We start from the raw sequence: 15,835 nt of genomic DNA, 5'->3' as shown, positions 1-15,835 counted from the left end.
GTCAGGCCAACAGTGACAGGAGATCGCGGTCCCCGCGTTCTCGCAGCCGGGTGAGGAGCTCGGGGGCGGCCACGGGGCCCGTCATGCCGACCCGGGTGGCGATGACCCGGCCGGCCTGCTCGGGGGTGCCGCCCGTCGCGGTGTAGCCGACGAGCCGCAGTGCCCGCGCCGTCGCCTCCACCTCCTCGCCCGCGGCCGGCAGGTGCCTGGCCCGCAGCACGCCCTCGTCCGACAGGGTGAGGAAGAGGTGGCTGCCCTCCTTGGCGCCCACGTCCTCCAGGAGCGTCATGAGCGACTCCAGCACGGGCCTGTCCTGCCAGCTGAGGACGAGCTCCCCGACCGCGCTGCTGACCGTGCGGCCGTCACCGGGCGACATCCCGAGATAGGCGGCGAACCCGCTGGGCAGCGGGCACTCGGCGCCCCCGAGGTGTTCCGAGGTGACGTCGATCCTCAGCCACCAGCGGCCGTCCGGCTGCCGGAAGCAGCGCCTGGTCAGCGAGACGTCCTTCAGCGGGCGGAACGGCGCCTTCCTCGGCTCCTGGCCGGGCTCCCCGCCGTTCGGCGGCCCGCCGATCCCCTCGGGAGGCTTCTCCACGGTCAGGGCGGGGGCGCCGTTCGAGCGCTGGGGAGGCCGCTCGCCCGCGCCGAGGATCCGTAGCTGCGGGACGTTCTCCAGCCACTCCTTGGACACCTCGGGATGGATGCCCAGCGAGGAGACCATGTCGAGGGCCTTGTTGATGGTGAGCGGCGGCCTGGCGCCGCTGATCATGTCGCGGGTGCGGTGGCGCAACTCGGTGATGTCGCCCTCCACCAGCCACTCGTCGACCAGGTGGTACTCGGGCAGGCCGGCGAGCACGAACTGCCAGGCCGGTACGTCGAGGGAGTGCAGCTCCAGGTTGTGCCAGGGGGCCGCGTTGATCAGCCGCTCCCTGGGCGCGGCCTTGCCGAGGATCCCCTTCACCTCCTCCAGGTGCTCCCGGTACGGGGTGGCCTCGTCGGAGGCGGTCCACTCGGCGAGCTCCCGGCGCAGGTCGGCCTCGATGTCGCCGATGACCTCCGGGGACACCGCGAAGAGCTTGGCGAGCGCCTCCACGGTCGCCGGGGCGTCGCTGAACAGCCTGTTCTGCGCCACCGCCCAGCGCTTGTCCTCCACGTTGGCGAAGACGCCGTCGACCAGCGCGTGCAGGCTCCTCCGCACCGGCGGGCGCACGGCCCCGGCGGCCTCGGCGTCCCCGGCGGCCTCGGCGGCCTCGCGGTCCGCCGCGTCCTCGTCGTCCCGGTGGCTCCGGTGGGCCTCGTCGCCCTGGTCGCCCTCGTCGCTCTCCGCGACCGGCTCGGGGGCGTCGGCGGGTACGGGGGCGCCCACCGGGTCGTCCTCGCGGCTGTCCTCGCGGTCGGCTTCGTGGCCGCTCTCGTGGTCGTCCCCGGACTCGCCCTCGGTCCCGGGGACGGGGTCGATCCCGGCGGGGACGGCCCCGGCGGGGGCTTCCGGCCCCCCGGAGACGGCCTCCGGCTCCCCGGGACCGGCCTCGGCGGCGAGCCCGGCCTCGGGGGCCTCCACGTCCTCTGGGGCGGCCGCGAACCGCTCCTCCCACGCGGGGGCGCCCGCCGGCCTGTTCCTCCTCGCGGAGGCGGGCTGGAAGAGCGACCCGGGAGCCTCCTCGGGCCCGGCGTCCGGTCGGCGGGCCTCGGGCACCGGCAGGGCGTCGCGCTCCCGGGGAGGCGTGCGCTTCGGCAGGGCCACGGGCTCGGCGAGGACCTCCGGCCCCGGCGCGCTCCCGGCGTGGTCCGGCACGTGCCCGGCGTGGCCGGACGCGTTCTCGGAGCGGTCGTTCTCGGCGTGGTCGTTCCCGGCGTGGTCGTTCTCGGAGTGGGGGGCCGCCACGACGGGCGGAGCGTCCTGAACCGGGAGGTCTCCGGCGGCGGGCTCGCCCGCGACGGGCGCGGGGGAGACCACCGGCGCGGGGGAGGGCTCGAAGACCTCAGGGGACTCGGAGACCTCAAGGGATTCGGCGGGCTCGGGAGACCCGGCGGACTCGGGGGAGGAGACGAGCGCCTGGGACGCGGGCGCCCCGGCCGCGTGCGCCGCCGGGACCGGGACCGCGTGCGCGGGGGCCGCCAGGCGCGTGAAGACCGCGGTGAAGAGGGCCTGCAGCAGCGGGACCGGCTGGATGAACGGCTGGTCGCGCAGATCGTGGCCGGTCAGCGAGAGAAGGCCCGGCCAGGACCCCGCCCGGTCGAGGGCGATGGCCGTGTAGGGCTCGTCCGCGTCGTCCGGGTCCAGGACGTGCAGGGCGGGGAGCACGTCCCCCACGGCGGCTGCCGGCCAGTGGTTCAGGGCGACCGAGGCGAGGATGTCGGCCAGCCTCTCCGGGCCCAGCACGGCGAGCACGCGGGCCATCGGCAGGCTCCGCCACCAAGCGTCCGGTAGGTCGGGCTGTTCGCGCAGAAGTGGGATCGTGGCCGCGTCGCTCCAGCGCAGCGGCGGCACGAGGTCACTCAGACAGAAGTTCATCCGTTCCCTTCACCAGCCCCTCAAGCCGCCCGAGTCACTCCATGTGGCCGGGGAACGAGACTCATGGAACAGACCATAGTCTGGCAAATCGCCGCGGCGCATTGGGTCGGTTCAGCGGCGTACGGCCGCGAACCGCAGTCGAACGTAGTCGGCCATCCAACCGCTCTCCCGCCGCAGGGCGGGGGCGGCCAGCTCGTTCACCCGGCGGAGCAGCGGGTCGACCATCTCCGCGGGCACCTTCTTGAGCAGCGAACCCGCGAACATCCGGACCCAGTCGGCCGCCCCGCCGGGGCACTCGTCGAGCGGGGTCGGCCGGTCGAAGTATTCCAGCAGGCGGACGGTGAAGCCGCCCTTCTCCAGCCGCGTGGCGTACTCGGCGGGGGTGGGGAAGTACCACGGCAGGTCGGGCTCGCGCAGCCCGTACTCCCGCCAGGCGGTGGAGAGCGCCGCCGTCAGCGCGGCGCAGTTGCCCGCGCCGCCCATCTCGGCGACGAACCGCCCGCCGGGGACGAGGGCCTCGCGGACGCTGGTGATCACCGCGTCCGGCTCCCGGCCCATCCAGTGCAGGGCGGCGTTGGAGAAGACCGCGTCGTACGGCTGGACCACCGTGAAGTCGTGGCCGTCTCCGACGATGAAGTCCAGCCCCGGGTGCTGGGCCCGGGCCTTCTCGATCATCGCCTGCGAGCCGTCGATCCCCAGGACGCGGGCGCCCCGGGAGGTGATCTCGGCCGTCAGCACCCCCGTGCCGCAGCCGAGATCCACGATGCGCTCCCCCGGTTGCGGGTCGAGGAGCTCGACCAGGGGGGCGCCGTGCGCTGAGACGTATCCGAAGCTGTTGTCATAGGCGCGAGCGCTCCACCTCATCGAGCTCGGGGTGTCGTATCGCAAGACGATCAGCTCACATTCTGAGACGCGAAGCCTCTGTCGGCCCCTCCAGACACTTTAGAGCCTCTGGGAAGTCACGACATATCAGTCTCAGCAGCCTCAGGCTCATCTCACCTTCCTGGCCCATTCACGCTGGAGGTAGGCCCTGGCCCTGTCGATCTCCGGGATGGAGAGGATCACGGGCTTCGCGCTGGTCGCGGGCAGTTTCGCGGCCAGCGCCTGGTCGAGGGTGCCGCGCATCTGCAGGGCCTCCATCCTGGCCGGGCGGGCATAACCCTTCAGAAACAGGTTCTGGCCCCTGTCGGAGAACAGGAACTCCTGCCAAAGCCGGGCCGCGGCCGGGTGCGGGGCCTGCTTGTTGATGGCCTGGACGTAGTACGAGCCGAGCACGGCGTCACCGGGAATCGCGACCCTCCACGCCTTGTCGGCGGCGGCCCGCTCGGCGTTGTGGTAGTCCCAGTCGACGAGTACCGAGGCCGCCTTGGGAGTGGGCGCGAGGTTGCCCTCGCCCTTGAGGCGGTGGAAGAACTCCACGCCCCGCTCGGCCCTCGCCTCGCCTCCCCTGAGGGAGACGGCCATCACCCCGTTGAAGGCCGCGGAGACCTCCCGGGGATCTCCGGGCAGCGCGACGCTGTGTCCCGGCTTGAGCAGGTCGGAGAATGACGCGGGGGCCGCGACCTTGCTCGGGTCGTAGCCGATGGACATGTAGCCGCCGTACCCGGCGTACCAGAGGCCCCTGTGGTCCTTCAGGCGGTCGGGGATGTCCTGCCAGCCCTGGACCCGGTACGGGGCGAAGAGGGCGGACTTGGCCGCCGCGACGTCCATGCTCAGGTCGAACACGTCCGGCTTGAGCTCGGCCGCCGCCGCGATCTCCCTGGCGCTGCTGGCGTCGGGCTCCAGCTGGTGGACCTTGATCCCGTACTCCTCGGAGAAGGTGTCGATGATCTCGCCGTAGTTCACCCAGTCGCGCGGCAGCGCGATCACCGTGAGGGCCCCCTCCTTCCTGGCCGCCTCGGCGAGGCGCTCCATCGTCGAGAAGCCCTCCTTCATGGAGGCGGCCTGCGTGTTGAGAGGTGGGAATTGGACGTTCTGAGGAGCCGGGGCGCCACATCCGGCGATCGTGGCCGTGAGGATCACGGCGGCTGCGGCGCTGGTACGTACGGTCACGAACGGAATACTCTCCGCTGTGATTCGCCTGGTCGAGCAGGCGCGACCCTTATTGGCGAACGGCTTACACGTGTCTTGGCGAGTGGCTTACCCGGCGAGGCCCGGCCGCCGTCCGCGCACGCCGCAGGCACGGACGCGAGGGATCCGGAGAGCTAGGCGCGCGGGCGCGGGGATTCCGGGACGACCTTCGCCGCGGCGAGCGTCGTCTCGTCGATTTCCACCAGGGTGCCGTTTCGCCTGCGCACACCGAGCACGCCGTCGCGCCAGAACTCCAGCTCACCCACCGCGTCGCGGAACCCTTCGGGGACCCGTCTCCGAGTGGTGACTCTTTTGCCCACGTCGGAAGGGGTTAAGGTGATGCTTAGGCGAGCGCTGAAACCAAGGGCCATCGGCTTTTGCCCCCTCCCGTTTCAGACACATGGCAGGCACGGCAATACTAGGGCTTAGCAACTCGCGGTCGAAGTCGTGCCTAGGTGCGTAAAGAAGAAGGAGCCCGAGGTGACCTACGTCATCGCGCAGCCTTGCGTGGACGTCCTGGACAAGGCGTGCATCGAGGAGTGCCCCGTCGATTGCATCTACGAGGGTGAGCGAATGCTCTACATTCACCCCGACGAATGCGTCGACTGCGGGGCGTGCGAACCCGTCTGTCCGGTGGAGGCCATCTTCTACGAGGACGACCTGCCCGAGCAGTGGAAGGACTTCTACAAGGCGAACGTGGAGTTCTTCGATGACATGGGGTCGCCCGGTGGCGCCTCCAAGGTCGGCAAGATCGAGAAGGACCACCCGGTCGTCGCGGTCCTGCCCCCGCAGGCCGAGAGTCACTAGGAGCGGGTGCCGGAGGGGACGGTCGTGACGGCCGTCCCCTTCGGCGACCGCCTCAGGCAGACCCGCCCCAGCGAAGGACGACGGCTGATCACCATGAACGCCACCACCGACCGGTCAGAGGCCACGAGCGTCCCGGCGAGGCTCCGATGAACGGCCTGCCCGACTTCCCGTGGGACCGGCTCACGCCGCTGAAGGAGCTCGCGGCGTCGCACCCCGACGGGATCGTCGACCTGTCGGTGGGCACCCCCGTCGACCCGGTGCCCGCCGTCGTGCGGCAGGCCCTCGCGGACGCCTCGGACAGTCCCGGATACCCGCTGACGTACGGCACCGAGCGCCTGCGCTCGGCCGCCGCCGGGTGGCTGCGCCGCAGGCACGGCGTGGTCCTCGACCAGGCGAACGTGCTGCCGCTGATCGGTTCCAAGGAGTTCGTGGCCTGGCTGCCGACGCTGCTCGGCCTCGGCCCCGGGCAGCGGGTGGTCCTCCCCGAGCTCGCCTACCCCACCTACGACGTGGGGGCGCGTCTCGCGGGCGCCGAGCCGTACGCCACCGACGGGCTGCTCACGCTCGGGCCCGAGCGGGTGCCGCTCGTCTGGGTGAACTCCCCGTCCAACCCGACCGGCAGGGTCCTGCCCGCCGAGCACCTGCGCAAGGTCGTCTCGTGGGCGCGCGAGCACGGCGCGGTCGTGGCCTCCGACGAGTGCTACATCGAGCTGGGCTGGGAGGAGCGGCCGGTCTCGATCCTGCACCCGGACGTCTGCGGCGGCTCGCACGAGGGCCTGCTCGCGGTGCACTCGCTGTCCAAGCGCTCCAACCTGGCCGGTTACCGGGCCGGGTTCGTCGCGGGCGACCCCGCGCTGGTCAAGCGGCTGCTGGAGATACGCAAGCACGCGGGCATGATCATGCCCGCGCCGGTCCAGGCGGCGATGGCCGTGGCGCTGGACGACGACGAGCACGCCGAGGAGCAGCGGGCCCGCTACGCCGCCCGCCGCGCGGCGTTGCGTCCCGCCCTGGAGACGGCCGGCTGGAAGATCGAGCACTCCACCGCGGGCCTGTACCTGTGGGCGTCCGACGGTACGGGCTGCTGGGACCAGGTCCGCACGCTGGCCGAGCGGGGAATCCTTGTCGCGCCCGGCGACTTCTACGGGACCGCGGGCGACCGGCACATCAGGGTCGCCGTGACGGCCGGCGACGAACGCATCAGTGCGGCGGTGCGCCGCCTCCAGTAGGATCGCGCGGCATGACCACCGAGGTCGCCGTGATACTCGGATTGAGTGTGGCCACGCTCGTCCTGCTGCTCGGCGCGTTCTTCGCGACGACACGCCAGGACAGGAAGGCCGGCGATTCCGAGCGTTCCGGCGAGACCCCCCTCCTCCCGGTTGAGGCCGCGCAGCCGCAGGCCCAACCGTCCACGGGCCGTGTCGGCATCGACTACCCCGACCCCCGCACGATCAAGGTCGGTGACACGATCGAGTGCCAGGGGGTGCGCAGCCGCGTCCTCGGCGCCCTGTACCTGTCATGGCAGGGCACCCAGTGGACCGAGTACCTCCTGGACGACGGCACCCGGCGCTACCAGTGGCTGTCGATCCAGATGCGCGCCGGCCTGACGGCGAGTGACCCGCCGCACCTGGAGGTGCTGCTGTGGACGCCGGTGCCCACCGAGGGCATGATCCCCGCCAAGGCCACGCTGAGCGTCGAGGGGGTCGACTTCTTCCCCGTCGACCGGGGCACCGCGGCCTTCCGAGGTGAGGGTGTCACCTCGATGCCCGAGCGGGGCCTGCTCGACTTCGCCGACTACCGGGCCGCCGACGGCCGCCTGCTCAGCTTCGAACGCCTCCAGGGCAAGCGCTGGAGTTCCTCCCACGCCCAGCCCCTCCCGCCCGGCACGATCAGGATCGAGAAGAAGCAGGGCGGCTAGACCCGGGAGGCCGAGCTAGGAAAGCTCGACCTTCCTCGCGGAGGACCCGGACTCGGCCTTCCAGCCGTCGTGGCTCTTCGCCGAGATCCACGACTGGCCGTCGTAGCGGATCCTGGACAGCCCGAACGTCTTGGCGTGGGCGATCGACCAGGAGGCCACCAGCCAGCCGCGTCTGCGCGAGGGGACCTCCAGGGCGTTCCCCGGCCCCAGGGCCCTGGCGAGCCTGCGCGCGGCCCCCCGCTCGTCGGGGAGCGGGGTCTTGCCCGTCGGGGCGGGGAACCAGCAGTGCACGGCCTTGGGCACGCGCCCGGTGAACCCCGCGGCGAGGATCTTCCCGTCGTCCTCGTGCTGGGCGTACGCCGACCCGTCGGCCGAGCGCTGCACCTCCTGGGCCGCCTCGTGGAGCGGCAGCTTGCGGTAGTTCCTCACCTTCACCAGCGCGGCGAAGAACTTCCCCGAGGCGTAGACCGGGTCGACGAGCTGGTCGGGAGTGCCCCAGCCCTGGGAGGGGCGCTGCTGGAACACGCCGACCGAGTCGCGGTCGCCGCCCCTCAGGTTCTCCAGCTTGGACTCCTGCATGGCGGTGGCGTAGGCGATCACCACGGCCCGCTCGGGCAGCCTCCTGCGGGCCGCCACGGCCGCGATGACCGCCGCCACCTTGGCCTGTTCGAGATCCAGCTCCAGCGAGCCCTCCGGTGTTGTGATCTTGCAGCCCTCGCCGAGGTCGACGAGCGGTGTCACCCGCCTGAGCAAGGTGAAGAGACCCACGGTGATGACCACCGCGAGCACGGTCACGATCACGATGATCGCGATGACCCCTTTTGAGAAGCGCCGTCGCACGGTCAAGAACCTACAGGTCCCCCGCGATTGCGCGGTCTGGTAGAACCTCGCGAACATAGGCTCCGGGCCATGAGCCAGAGCGATGCCAGCCCGTTGCCCGCGGCCGTCGACGAGCTGTGGTGGCGCAGGGCCGAGCTGAGTCCCGCCGACGGCGAGGCCCGCGCCGTCGTGGTGGGCGCGGTGGACATGCTCGACAGCGGCAAGGCCAGGGTGGCCGAGGTCTCCCGCACCGGCGAGGTGGTCGTGGACGAGCGCGCCCGACGGGCCGTCATGCTCGCGTTCCGGGTGCTCGGCATGGCGAGGTCGCAGGTGGGCGACTTCCACCACCACGACCGCGTCCCGCTGAAGACCTCCGTCGAGGGGGTGCGCGTCGTGCCCGGGGCGATCGCCCGCTGGGGCTCCTACCTGGCGCCGGGCGTCGTGCTGATGCCCTCGTTCGTCGACATCGGCGCCCACGTGGGCGAGGGCAGCACGGTGGGCACCTGGGTCTCGGTCGGCGCGGGCGCCCAGATCGGCGGGAACGTCCGGCTGTCCGGGGGAGCCGTCGTCGGTGAGACCGGTGGCCGGGACGGCGAGGAGGACCCTCTCGCCACCGGGGAGCCGCCGAGGACGGTGCCCGTGGTCGTCGAGGACGGCGCGCTGATCGGCGGCCGGGCCGTGATCGTCGACGGGGCCCGCGTGGGCCGGGGCGCCGTGGTCGGCGCCGGGACGGTCCTGTCGGGCTCGACCCCGGTCGTCGACGTGCGGACGGGTGAGGAACTGGGGCGCGGGCACGTCCCCGACCGGTGCGTGGCGACCGGTGGCACCCGGTGGCACGACTTTCCCGGCGGCGGCTTCGGCCTGCGCTGCGTCCTGGTGCTCGACCGCCTGGAGGAGGGCCACCGGCCCGGCCGGGCCGAACTCGACCGCCTCCTGCACGGATAGCACGGGCAGACCGCCTCCCGCACCGGCGGGCCGCTCCTTGCGCGGGTTGCGCGGGGAGGTCACTCCTCGTACGGGGGGTCGCTCCTCGTACAGACAAACCGCTCCTTGTACGGAGAGGCCACTTCTCGTACGGAGAGGCCGCTTCTTGTGAGGGGAAGTCGTCCGGTGGGGCCGGGTGTCGAGGGGGCCGATCGGGAGTGGGCGCGGGGGGTTCACGCGGAGCCTGACTCGGCCGGATCCGGTGCGAGTACTAGGGTCGCGGGCATGAGTACGCGTCTGGACCTCACGCAGGATGTCGGGGAGCTCACCGCCCGGATCGTGGACGTCGAGTCGGTCAGCGGCGGCGAGAAGGCCCTGGCCGACGCCGTGGAGGAGGCACTGCGGCCGCTCCGGCACCTGACCGTCGAGCGCGACGGCGAATCCGTCGTGGCCCGCACCCACCTGGGCCGCGGCGAGCGGGTGGTGATCGCGGGACACCTCGACACCGTCCCCGTCGTCGGCAACCTGCCCAGCCGGGTCGAGGGCGACCGGCTGTACGGCTGCGGCACCTCGGACATGAAGGCCGGCGTCGCGGTCGCCCTGAAACTGGCGGCCGGCCTCCCCGAGCCCAGCAGGGACGTCACCTACGTCTTCTACGACTGCGAGGAGATCGAGGCCGAGCGCAACGGCCTGCTCCGGCTCAGCCGCAGCCACCCCGACTGGCTCGCGGGTGACTTCGCCGTGCTCATGGAGCCCACCGACGGCGTGATCGAGGGCGGTTGCCAGGGCACGCTCAGGGCCCAGGTCGTCACCCGGGGCAAGCGGTCGCACAGCGCCAGGTCCTGGCTCGGGGTGAACGCCGTCCACGCGGCCGAGCCGGTGCTCGCGATCCTGAACGCCTACGAGGCCAGGCTTCCCGTCGTGGACGGGCTGGAGTACCACGAGGGCCTGAACGCGGTCGGCATCGGCGGCGGTGTCGCGGGCAACGTGATCCCCGACGAGTGCGTGGTGACCGTGAACTACCGCTTCGCCCCCGACCTGTCGCTGGACGACGCGCGCGCCCACGTGAGCGAGGTGTTCGAGGGGTACGAGGTCCGCTTCACCGACGCCGCCGCGGCGGCCCGGCCCGGCCTGACCCACTCGGTGGCGGCGGCCTTCGTCGACGCCGTCGGCGGCACGCCGCGGGCCAAGCTCGGCTGGACCGACGTCTCGCTCTTCTCCGGCCTCGGCGTGCCCGCGGTCAACTACGGCCCCGGAGATCCGAATCTGGCGCACCAGAAGGACGAGTTCGTCTCGTTGCGGAAGATCGCCGACTGCGAGCGCGGAATGCTCGGCTGGCTGTCCTGAGAGGCCGGGCCCGTCGGGACCCGCGCGCTGTTCGCGAGATCCTCGGCGTGTATGACCCGTGCGTGACCTTGGAGGGGCCGGTACAAATGAAAGTGGCTTTCCTCGCCGGCCATTTGGCGGGGAAAGCCACTTTCAGTCCCGAGCAGCACCCTCGGCAGTTAGACGCACCCTGTTCAAAATCCGGTTCCATGTTTTCATGGAGATTTTTCAAGATTTTTCTGGGACAGCGCTACGGTGACCCGCATGAAGAAAAAACGTCCGGAACGTCGCCAGGGAGCCGCGGTCGTTCGTGGCGATCTCGTCTCCGACTCCACCCACGACCAGCGGCTTCTTGATCGGAGAGGGCCGGCCGACTGGCTGCACATGGACCCGTGGCGGGTGCTGCGCATCCAGGCCGAGTTCGTCGAGGGCTTCGGCCAGCTCGCCGAGCTGCCCCAGGCGGTGACCGTCTTCGGGTCCGCGCGCACCTCCGTGGACAGCCCCGAGTACGAGATGGGGATCCAGCTGGGCCGCAAGCTGTCCGAGGCGGGCTACGCGGTGATCACCGGTGGCGGTCCCGGCTGCATGGAGGCCGCCAACAAGGGGGCCGTGGAGGCCGAGGGCGTCTCGGTGGGCCTGGGCATAGAGCTGCCCTTCGAGCAGAGCATGAACGAGTACGTCGACCTCGGCATCGAGTTCCGCTACTTCTTCGTCCGCAAGACCATGTTCGTGAAGTACTCCTGCGGATTCGTCACGCTGCCCGGCGGCTTCGGCACCATGGACGAGCTTTTCGAGGCGCTCACCCTGGTCCAGACCCAGAAGGTCACCTCCTTCCCGGTGGTGCTCATGGGAACGGAGTTCTGGGGCGGCCTGATCGACTGGATCAAGAACGCTCTGGTGGGGACGGGAAAGATCTCCCCGGCGGACGTGGATCTCATCCACGTCACCGACGACGTGGACGAGGCGGTCCGGATCATCGTGGAGGCCGACAACAACAGGGGCGGACGGCTGGAGGAAGAGCGGAAGGCGGCCATGACCACGGTCGGTGATGCCGAATAAGGTCAGCACGTGTTCATTTGTGTATTCCTCGCATCGAGTCAGAAGATCGACAAGAAGTATCTGGAGCTGGCGGAGCAGGTCGGCTCCGAGCTCGCGAGCCGGGGGCACGCCCTGGTGAGCGGCGGGGCCAGGGTCTCCTGCATGGGAGCCGTGGCCCGCGCGGCCCGCGCGGGTGGCGCCCGCACCATCGGGGTGATCCCCCAGTCGCTGGTGGACATCGAGCTCGCGGACGAGGGGGCCGACGAACTGGTGGTCACCACCGACATGCGCGAGCGCAAGGGCGTCATGGACGCCCGCTCCGACGCCTTCCTGGTGTTGCCCGGCGGCATCGGGACGCTGGAGGAGCTGTTCGAGATCTGGACGTCCCGCACGCTCGGCCTGCACGACAAGCCGCTGGTGATCCTCGACCCCTGGGGGATCTACACGCCGCTGCGGGAACTGGTCGAGGGCATGGACGAGGCGGGCTTCACCCGTCCGAACGTCTTCGACGCCATCTCCTGGACCACCACGGTCGACGAGGCGTTCCGGCTGCTGGAGAAGTCGACCAGGCACCTGGAGCCGAGCCCGGAGGAGCTAGGCGAGGCCACGGCGGGTTAGCGCGGGCGGGCGTCGCCCGGCGAGGGAGTCGGTCATCTCGACCGCGAGCCGCACCTGTTCGACGCGGTCCGTACGGAAGACGCGGGCGCCGGCCCAGGCGCAGATCGAGGCCGCGGTGAGCTCCGCGGCCTCGGCGTCCCGCTCCCTCGCGGCGGATTCCCCGGATTCCCCGGATTCCCCGGCATTCCCGGCGTCCCCGCTGTCCTCGGCGGACGCGGCGGCCAGCCGGGCGGGGGTGACGACCACGGTGTGCCCGGCACGGACGAGCTCCTCGACCTCCCCGACGGAACGGGCCTCGACCCAGCCCGGTTCGGCCCGGTCACCGGGCCCGAGCACGACGAACGTCATGATCCGATCCTAGGCCAGCGGAGATGTGGCACGATTCGTATGTGCTGGTCGTATTAGCTGTTGCTGCCGTAGCCGTCATCGCCGGTGTCACGGTGGTCGCCATGGGCCGGGGAGGCGAGCTGAGTGAGTTCGCCCCCGACGTGCCTCCACTGAACCTGCCCCAGGCGGGTCAGCTCGGCGCGGTCGACTTCATGGCCCTCCAGCTTCCGGTGAGCCTCGTCGGATACAACACGCAGAGCGTGGACGAGACCCTGAACCGGGTCGCCGGGGCCCTGAGCGAGCGTGACACCAGGATCGCCGTGCTGGAGCAGCGGGTCTCGGAACTGCTCGCCGGCAGGCTCCAGGCCCGCCACGAGCTCAACCCCGGTTCCCCGTCCCCTCAGCGCGGGCTCGAGGCGCCGTACGAGCTTCCCGGCGGGGACGGTTTCGGGGTGGCCGAGGAGTTGTCCAACGGGTCACCGGCCCTCTCGCGCGCCGAGCGCGAGGAGGCGCCGCCCGGCCCCTCCGGTGAGGGTGGCTTCGGGGCGGCCGAGGAGCTCTCCAGCGGGTCGCCGGCCGAAGGCGAGGGCGAAGTGCCCGAGGAGCCCTCCGGGCCGGAGAGGCCTTCCAGAGCCCTTGAGACCACCGGGACGACCGGGGCCGCCGCACCGTCCGGCGTGTCGCCGTTCGCCAGGCCGTCAGAGCCGACGAAGCCGACAGAACGGACAGAGCCGACAGAGTCCTCCGAAGTGTCGGAGCCGTCCCCGGTGCCGGATTCACCGTCATCGCCCTCCTCTGTCAGGGCCTCGGAGCCGAAGGACTCGAAAGACCTGAAGGAGTCGGAGGAGTCGAAGGAGTTCTCTCCAGGTTCCGTCGGCCTCCGCGCCGGGGAGCGGCAGGAGACGGAGGACTCCCGGTGACCGAGATCTCGCGGGCCGCGACCTCAGTGATCTCCACGACCTCCGCGGAGCCCGCGGAGCCCGTGCGGTGCGGCTGGGCGACCTCCGCCCCCGACTACGTCGCCTACCACGACGAGGAGTGGGGGCGTCCGGTCACCGGTGACGACCAGGTGTTCGAGCGGATCGCGCTGGAGTCGTTCCAGTCCGGCCTGTCGTGGATCACCATCCTGCGCAAGCGGGAGAACTTCCGGACGGCCTTCGAGGGGTTCTCCATCCCGGCCGTGGCCGCGTTCGGCGACGAGGACGTCGCCCGCCTGCTCGGCGACGCGGGCATCGTCAGAAACCGGGCCAAGATCGAGGCGACGATCGCCAACGCGCGGGCCGCGCTCGGCGTCGGCCTGTCCGACCTCGTCTGGAAGCACGCGGATCCCGGCGCGCCCGTCCCGAGGACCCCGGCGGAGGTGCCCGCCCAGACCGCCGGTTCCAAGGCCCTGGCCAAGGATCTCAAGGCGCACGGCTTTCGTTTCGTCGGCCCGACCACCGCCTACGCGCTGATGCAGGCCATCGGCCTGGTCAACGACCACCTGGCCGACTGCTGGACACGCCGGGCCTGACGCCCCCGCCTCGGGAACGGCCCGAGGTCAGTGCCCCCGAAGACTCAGTGCCCCTCGAAGACGGGGCGCTCCTTGGCGAGGAAGGCGCGGGTCGCGTTCAGGTGGTCGGCGGTCTTGGCGCAGGCGTCCTGGAGGTCGGCCTCCAGCTCCAGGGCCTCGGCCGGCGAGCTGGTCGCGGCGAACCGCAGGGCGCGTTTGGTCGCCGCGTAGGCGCTCGTGGGGCCCTGCGCCAGCCGCACGGCCAGGGCGCGGGCCGCGGTGTCCAGCTCGTCGGCCGGGACGACCCGCGAGACGATCCCGAGTTCGAGCGCCCGCTTCGCGCCGAAGGGCTCGTTGAGCAGCAGGAGTTCGGTCGCACGGGCCGTGCCGACCAGGCGCTGGAGGGTCCAGGAGGCGCCCGAGTCGGGGGCGAGGGCGATCCCCGAGAAGGCCGTCGCGAATCTGGCCTTCTCCGAGGCGATCCGCAGGTCGCACGCGAAGGCGAGGGAGGCGCCCGCGCCCGCGGCGACGCCGTTCACCGCCGCGACGACCGGCTTGTCCATCTCGATGATCGTTCGGACGATCGGGTTGTAGTGCGTGCGTACGGTCCCGTCCAGCCCCCGGCCCGCCTCCAGGTTCGCGGCGTGTTCCGCCAGGTCCTGGCCGGCGCAGAACGCCCGTCCCGACCCGGTCAGCAACACCGCCCGCACCGAGGGCGCCTGCGCCGAGGTCAGCGCCTCCAGCAGGGCGGTCTTCGCCCGGACCGTCAGCGCGTTCATCGCCTCCGGCCGGTTGATGACGATGGTGGCGACGGCGTCGTCGACGGAGTAGAGAACGTCGTTCAACGGATGCTCCTTCCGGACGTCCCGGTGGCGCCCGAGCGGCTCACCGGGCCCTGGCATGTGCGGCCCTGGCATGTGCGGCCTACGCAGCCTGTGCGGCCTGTGCGGCCGTCTGTGCGGTTCCGCCCTGTCGTGCGGCTGTCCGTGCGGCTCGGCCGGCGGATTCCGGGCCTCGCTCCGCTCGCGGGCGTTCGCCGGGGTTCCACCCTGGTTCCGTCACGTGTGCCGGCCACGGTCCCGCTACGCCTCACCGAGGTGACGGTCGACGAAGGCGGCCGCGGCCGGGAGCAGCCGCCCGGCCTCGTGCTCGAAGTAGATCCTGGCCTTCTCCCCGGGCCAGCCCCGGGGCAGGAGCTCGGCGGGAAGCCCGGGGTCGCGGAACAGGAAGTTGCGCCACCCGTGCAGCAGCCTGCTGCGGGTGGCGAACACCTGGTCGTCGCCCGCGTTGTCGGGCAGCGCGCCGACCAGGTCCATCGCCTGGGCCGTCCACTCCTCGTAGGCGGCCCCGATGCCCTCCAGGTCCCAGGTCCTGGCGACCAGCGCCGCGGGGTCACCGTCGAGCACCGCGTCGAACCGGTCGGCGGAGAGGCCCTCGCCGTCGAGGATCGCGTCCAGCCCGGGGGCGGGGCGCGGCCCGATCCAGGTCGTCTCCGACATCGGCGCGTACCCGATGAAGGTCAGATCGGAGCGCAGGCGCTCGCGCCTGGAGCGCTCGCGTACGGGTTCCACCACGAGGATGTGCCACCGGCCGTTCCACGTGATCGTTCCGACTCGGTAAATTCTCAGCGCGGCCTCGTCGAGGCGGTGCACGCATTTGGGAGTGACCTCGTAACCGGGGCCCCTGGGCAACCTGGCGGGCGCGAGCCAGCCCTGCCGCACCATCCGCGAGACGGCGGTGCGCACGGCGGGAGCCGCGATGTCCAGCGGGGCGAGCAGGCGGACGAGGGCGGCCACCGACGCGCGACCGCCTCGGGACCTGAGGTGGTCCCCGTACAGATCGAAGAGAGCGGCGCGGGCGTTCACGAGGACAAGTTTGGTCGTCTGAGGGGTCTCGGACAACGGTCTTGATCGCCGGATGAGCCGACGCTGAGACTGATCGTTCCCATTCTCCGTGCGGAGGCGGGATAATAGGACATCACAGA

17 protein-coding genes are annotated in these 15,835 nt (G+C 71.5%); 9 read left to right on the top strand and 8 right to left on the bottom strand.

The features are described 5' to 3' along the window. Position 1: 1 nt before the first annotated feature. From ACFFRH_RS21910 to ACFFRH_RS21895, 4 genes are all read right to left on the bottom strand, one after another. A complete protein-coding gene (locus tag ACFFRH_RS21910) occupies positions 2-2,515 on the bottom strand; it encodes a hypothetical protein (RefSeq protein ID WP_386159149.1) in 2,514 nt (837 codons plus the stop codon). A 111-nt stretch (positions 2,516-2,626) separates the two neighbouring features. Continuing rightward, complete coding sequence (locus ACFFRH_RS21905) at positions 2,627-3,379, bottom strand: class I SAM-dependent methyltransferase (RefSeq protein ID WP_386159146.1); 753 nt, start codon at positions 3,377-3,379, stop codon at positions 2,627-2,629. A gap of 126 nt (positions 3,380-3,505) precedes the next feature. Beyond that, positions 3,506-4,567 (bottom strand): ABC transporter substrate-binding protein, encoded by a 1,062-nt coding sequence (locus ACFFRH_RS21900; RefSeq protein ID WP_386159143.1) that lies wholly within the window; start codon positions 4,565-4,567, stop codon positions 3,506-3,508. A 152-nt stretch (positions 4,568-4,719) separates the two neighbouring features. Beyond that, a complete protein-coding gene (locus ACFFRH_RS21895) occupies positions 4,720-4,905 on the bottom strand; it encodes a putative acetyltransferase (protein WP_386159140.1) in 186 nt (61 codons plus the stop codon). Positions 4,906-5,065: 160 nt separating this feature from the next. Here ACFFRH_RS21895 and fdxA point away from each other — a divergent pair, with 160 nt between their 5' ends. From fdxA to ACFFRH_RS21880, 3 genes are all read left to right on the top strand, one after another. Further along, on the top strand, positions 5,066-5,392 hold the full coding sequence (fdxA, locus tag ACFFRH_RS21890) for a ferredoxin (RefSeq protein ID WP_386159137.1): 327 nt from the start codon (positions 5,066-5,068) through the stop codon (positions 5,390-5,392). Positions 5,393-5,538: 146 nt separating this feature from the next. Further along, complete coding sequence (dapC, locus tag ACFFRH_RS21885; RefSeq protein ID WP_386159134.1) at positions 5,539-6,618, top strand: succinyldiaminopimelate transaminase; 1,080 nt, start codon at positions 5,539-5,541, stop codon at positions 6,616-6,618. 11 nt (positions 6,619-6,629) lie between these two features. After that, positions 6,630-7,307, top strand: a complete 678-nt coding sequence (locus ACFFRH_RS21880) for a DUF4178 domain-containing protein (RefSeq protein ID WP_386159131.1) — start codon at positions 6,630-6,632, stop codon at positions 7,305-7,307. 15 nt (positions 7,308-7,322) lie between these two features. Here the strand turns inward: ACFFRH_RS21880 and ACFFRH_RS21875 are convergent, their stop codons facing one another. Further along, complete coding sequence (locus ACFFRH_RS21875) at positions 7,323-8,147, bottom strand: hypothetical protein (RefSeq protein WP_386159129.1); 825 nt, start codon at positions 8,145-8,147, stop codon at positions 7,323-7,325. A 69-nt stretch (positions 8,148-8,216) separates the two neighbouring features. Here ACFFRH_RS21875 and ACFFRH_RS21870 point away from each other — a divergent pair, with 69 nt between their 5' ends. The 4 genes from ACFFRH_RS21870 to ACFFRH_RS21855 all read left to right on the top strand — a co-directional run bounded on the left by ACFFRH_RS21870 (position 8,217) and on the right by ACFFRH_RS21855 (position 12,032). Further along, positions 8,217-9,071 carry a 2,3,4,5-tetrahydropyridine-2,6-dicarboxylate N-succinyltransferase gene (locus ACFFRH_RS21870; RefSeq protein WP_386159126.1) on the top strand — a complete coding sequence of 285 codons (855 nt, stop codon included), beginning with the start codon at positions 8,217-8,219 and terminating at the stop codon, positions 9,069-9,071. A gap of 264 nt (positions 9,072-9,335) precedes the next feature. After that, a complete protein-coding gene (gene dapE, locus ACFFRH_RS21865) occupies positions 9,336-10,397 on the top strand; it encodes a succinyl-diaminopimelate desuccinylase (RefSeq protein ID WP_386159124.1) in 1,062 nt (353 codons plus the stop codon). A gap of 243 nt (positions 10,398-10,640) precedes the next feature. After that, the gene (locus ACFFRH_RS21860; RefSeq protein WP_386159122.1) at positions 10,641-11,435 is read left to right on the top strand and encodes an LOG family protein; all 795 of its coding nucleotides are present in this window, start codon (positions 10,641-10,643) and stop codon (positions 11,433-11,435) included. Between the two features lie 9 nt (positions 11,436-11,444). Then, on the top strand, positions 11,445-12,032 hold the full coding sequence (locus tag ACFFRH_RS21855; RefSeq protein ID WP_386159120.1) for an LOG family protein: 588 nt from the start codon (positions 11,445-11,447) through the stop codon (positions 12,030-12,032). Here the strand turns inward: ACFFRH_RS21855 and ACFFRH_RS21850 are convergent. Then, complete coding sequence (locus ACFFRH_RS21850; RefSeq protein WP_386159117.1) at positions 12,009-12,380, bottom strand: hypothetical protein; 372 nt, start codon at positions 12,378-12,380, stop codon at positions 12,009-12,011. The genes ACFFRH_RS21855 and ACFFRH_RS21850 overlap by 24 nt on opposite strands. Before the next feature lie 41 nt (positions 12,381-12,421). Between ACFFRH_RS21850 and ACFFRH_RS21845 the strand changes: the two genes are divergently transcribed. After that, positions 12,422-13,279, top strand: coding sequence for a hypothetical protein (locus ACFFRH_RS21845; RefSeq protein ID WP_386159114.1), 858 nt, complete (start codon positions 12,422-12,424; stop codon positions 13,277-13,279). A 5-nt stretch (positions 13,280-13,284) separates the two neighbouring features. Next, positions 13,285-13,872 carry a DNA-3-methyladenine glycosylase I gene (locus tag ACFFRH_RS21840; RefSeq protein WP_386159374.1) on the top strand — a complete coding sequence of 196 codons (588 nt, stop codon included), beginning with the start codon at positions 13,285-13,287 and terminating at the stop codon, positions 13,870-13,872. A gap of 44 nt (positions 13,873-13,916) precedes the next feature. Here the strand turns inward: ACFFRH_RS21840 and ACFFRH_RS21835 are convergent, their stop codons facing one another. After that, positions 13,917-14,696, bottom strand: a complete 780-nt coding sequence (locus ACFFRH_RS21835; protein WP_446697422.1) for an enoyl-CoA hydratase-related protein — start codon at positions 14,694-14,696, stop codon at positions 13,917-13,919. Between the two features lie 237 nt (positions 14,697-14,933). Further along, positions 14,934-15,716: a PaaX family transcriptional regulator gene (locus ACFFRH_RS21830; protein WP_386159108.1), complete on the bottom strand. Its 783-nt coding sequence runs from the start codon at positions 15,714-15,716 to the stop codon at positions 14,934-14,936. Positions 15,717-15,835 lie beyond the last annotated feature (119 nt).

The sequence above is a fragment of the Streptosporangium vulgare genome, from assembly GCF_042428775.1.
GTDB classification, from domain to species: Bacteria; Actinomycetota; Actinomycetes; order Streptosporangiales; family Streptosporangiaceae; genus Streptosporangium; species Streptosporangium vulgare.
This window is presented reverse-complemented; position numbering and strand designations above follow the sequence as displayed.

Bases quoted from the DNA above. Each gene is read 5' to 3' on its own strand.
- ACFFRH_RS21910 (WP_386159149.1), bottom strand. From the start codon at position 2,515: ATGAACTTCTGTCTGAGTGACCTCGTGCCGCCGCTGCGCTGGAGCGAC.
- ACFFRH_RS21905 (WP_386159146.1), bottom strand. From the start codon at position 3,379: ATGAGGTGGAGCGCTCGCGCCTATGACAACAGCTTCGGATACGTCTCA.
- dapC (WP_386159134.1), top strand. From the start codon at position 5,539: ATGAACGGCCTGCCCGACTTCCCGTGGGACCGGCTCACGCCGCTGAAG.
- ACFFRH_RS21880 (WP_386159131.1), top strand. From the start codon at position 6,630: ATGACCACCGAGGTCGCCGTGATACTCGGATTGAGTGTGGCCACGCTC.
- ACFFRH_RS21870 (WP_386159126.1), top strand. From the start codon at position 8,217: ATGAGCCAGAGCGATGCCAGCCCGTTGCCCGCGGCCGTCGACGAGCTG.
- dapE (WP_386159124.1), top strand. From the start codon at position 9,336: ATGAGTACGCGTCTGGACCTCACGCAGGATGTCGGGGAGCTCACCGCC.
- ACFFRH_RS21860 (WP_386159122.1), top strand. From the start codon at position 10,641: ATGAAGAAAAAACGTCCGGAACGTCGCCAGGGAGCCGCGGTCGTTCGT.
- ACFFRH_RS21850 (WP_386159117.1), bottom strand. From the start codon at position 12,380: ATGACGTTCGTCGTGCTCGGGCCCGGTGACCGGGCCGAACCGGGCTGG.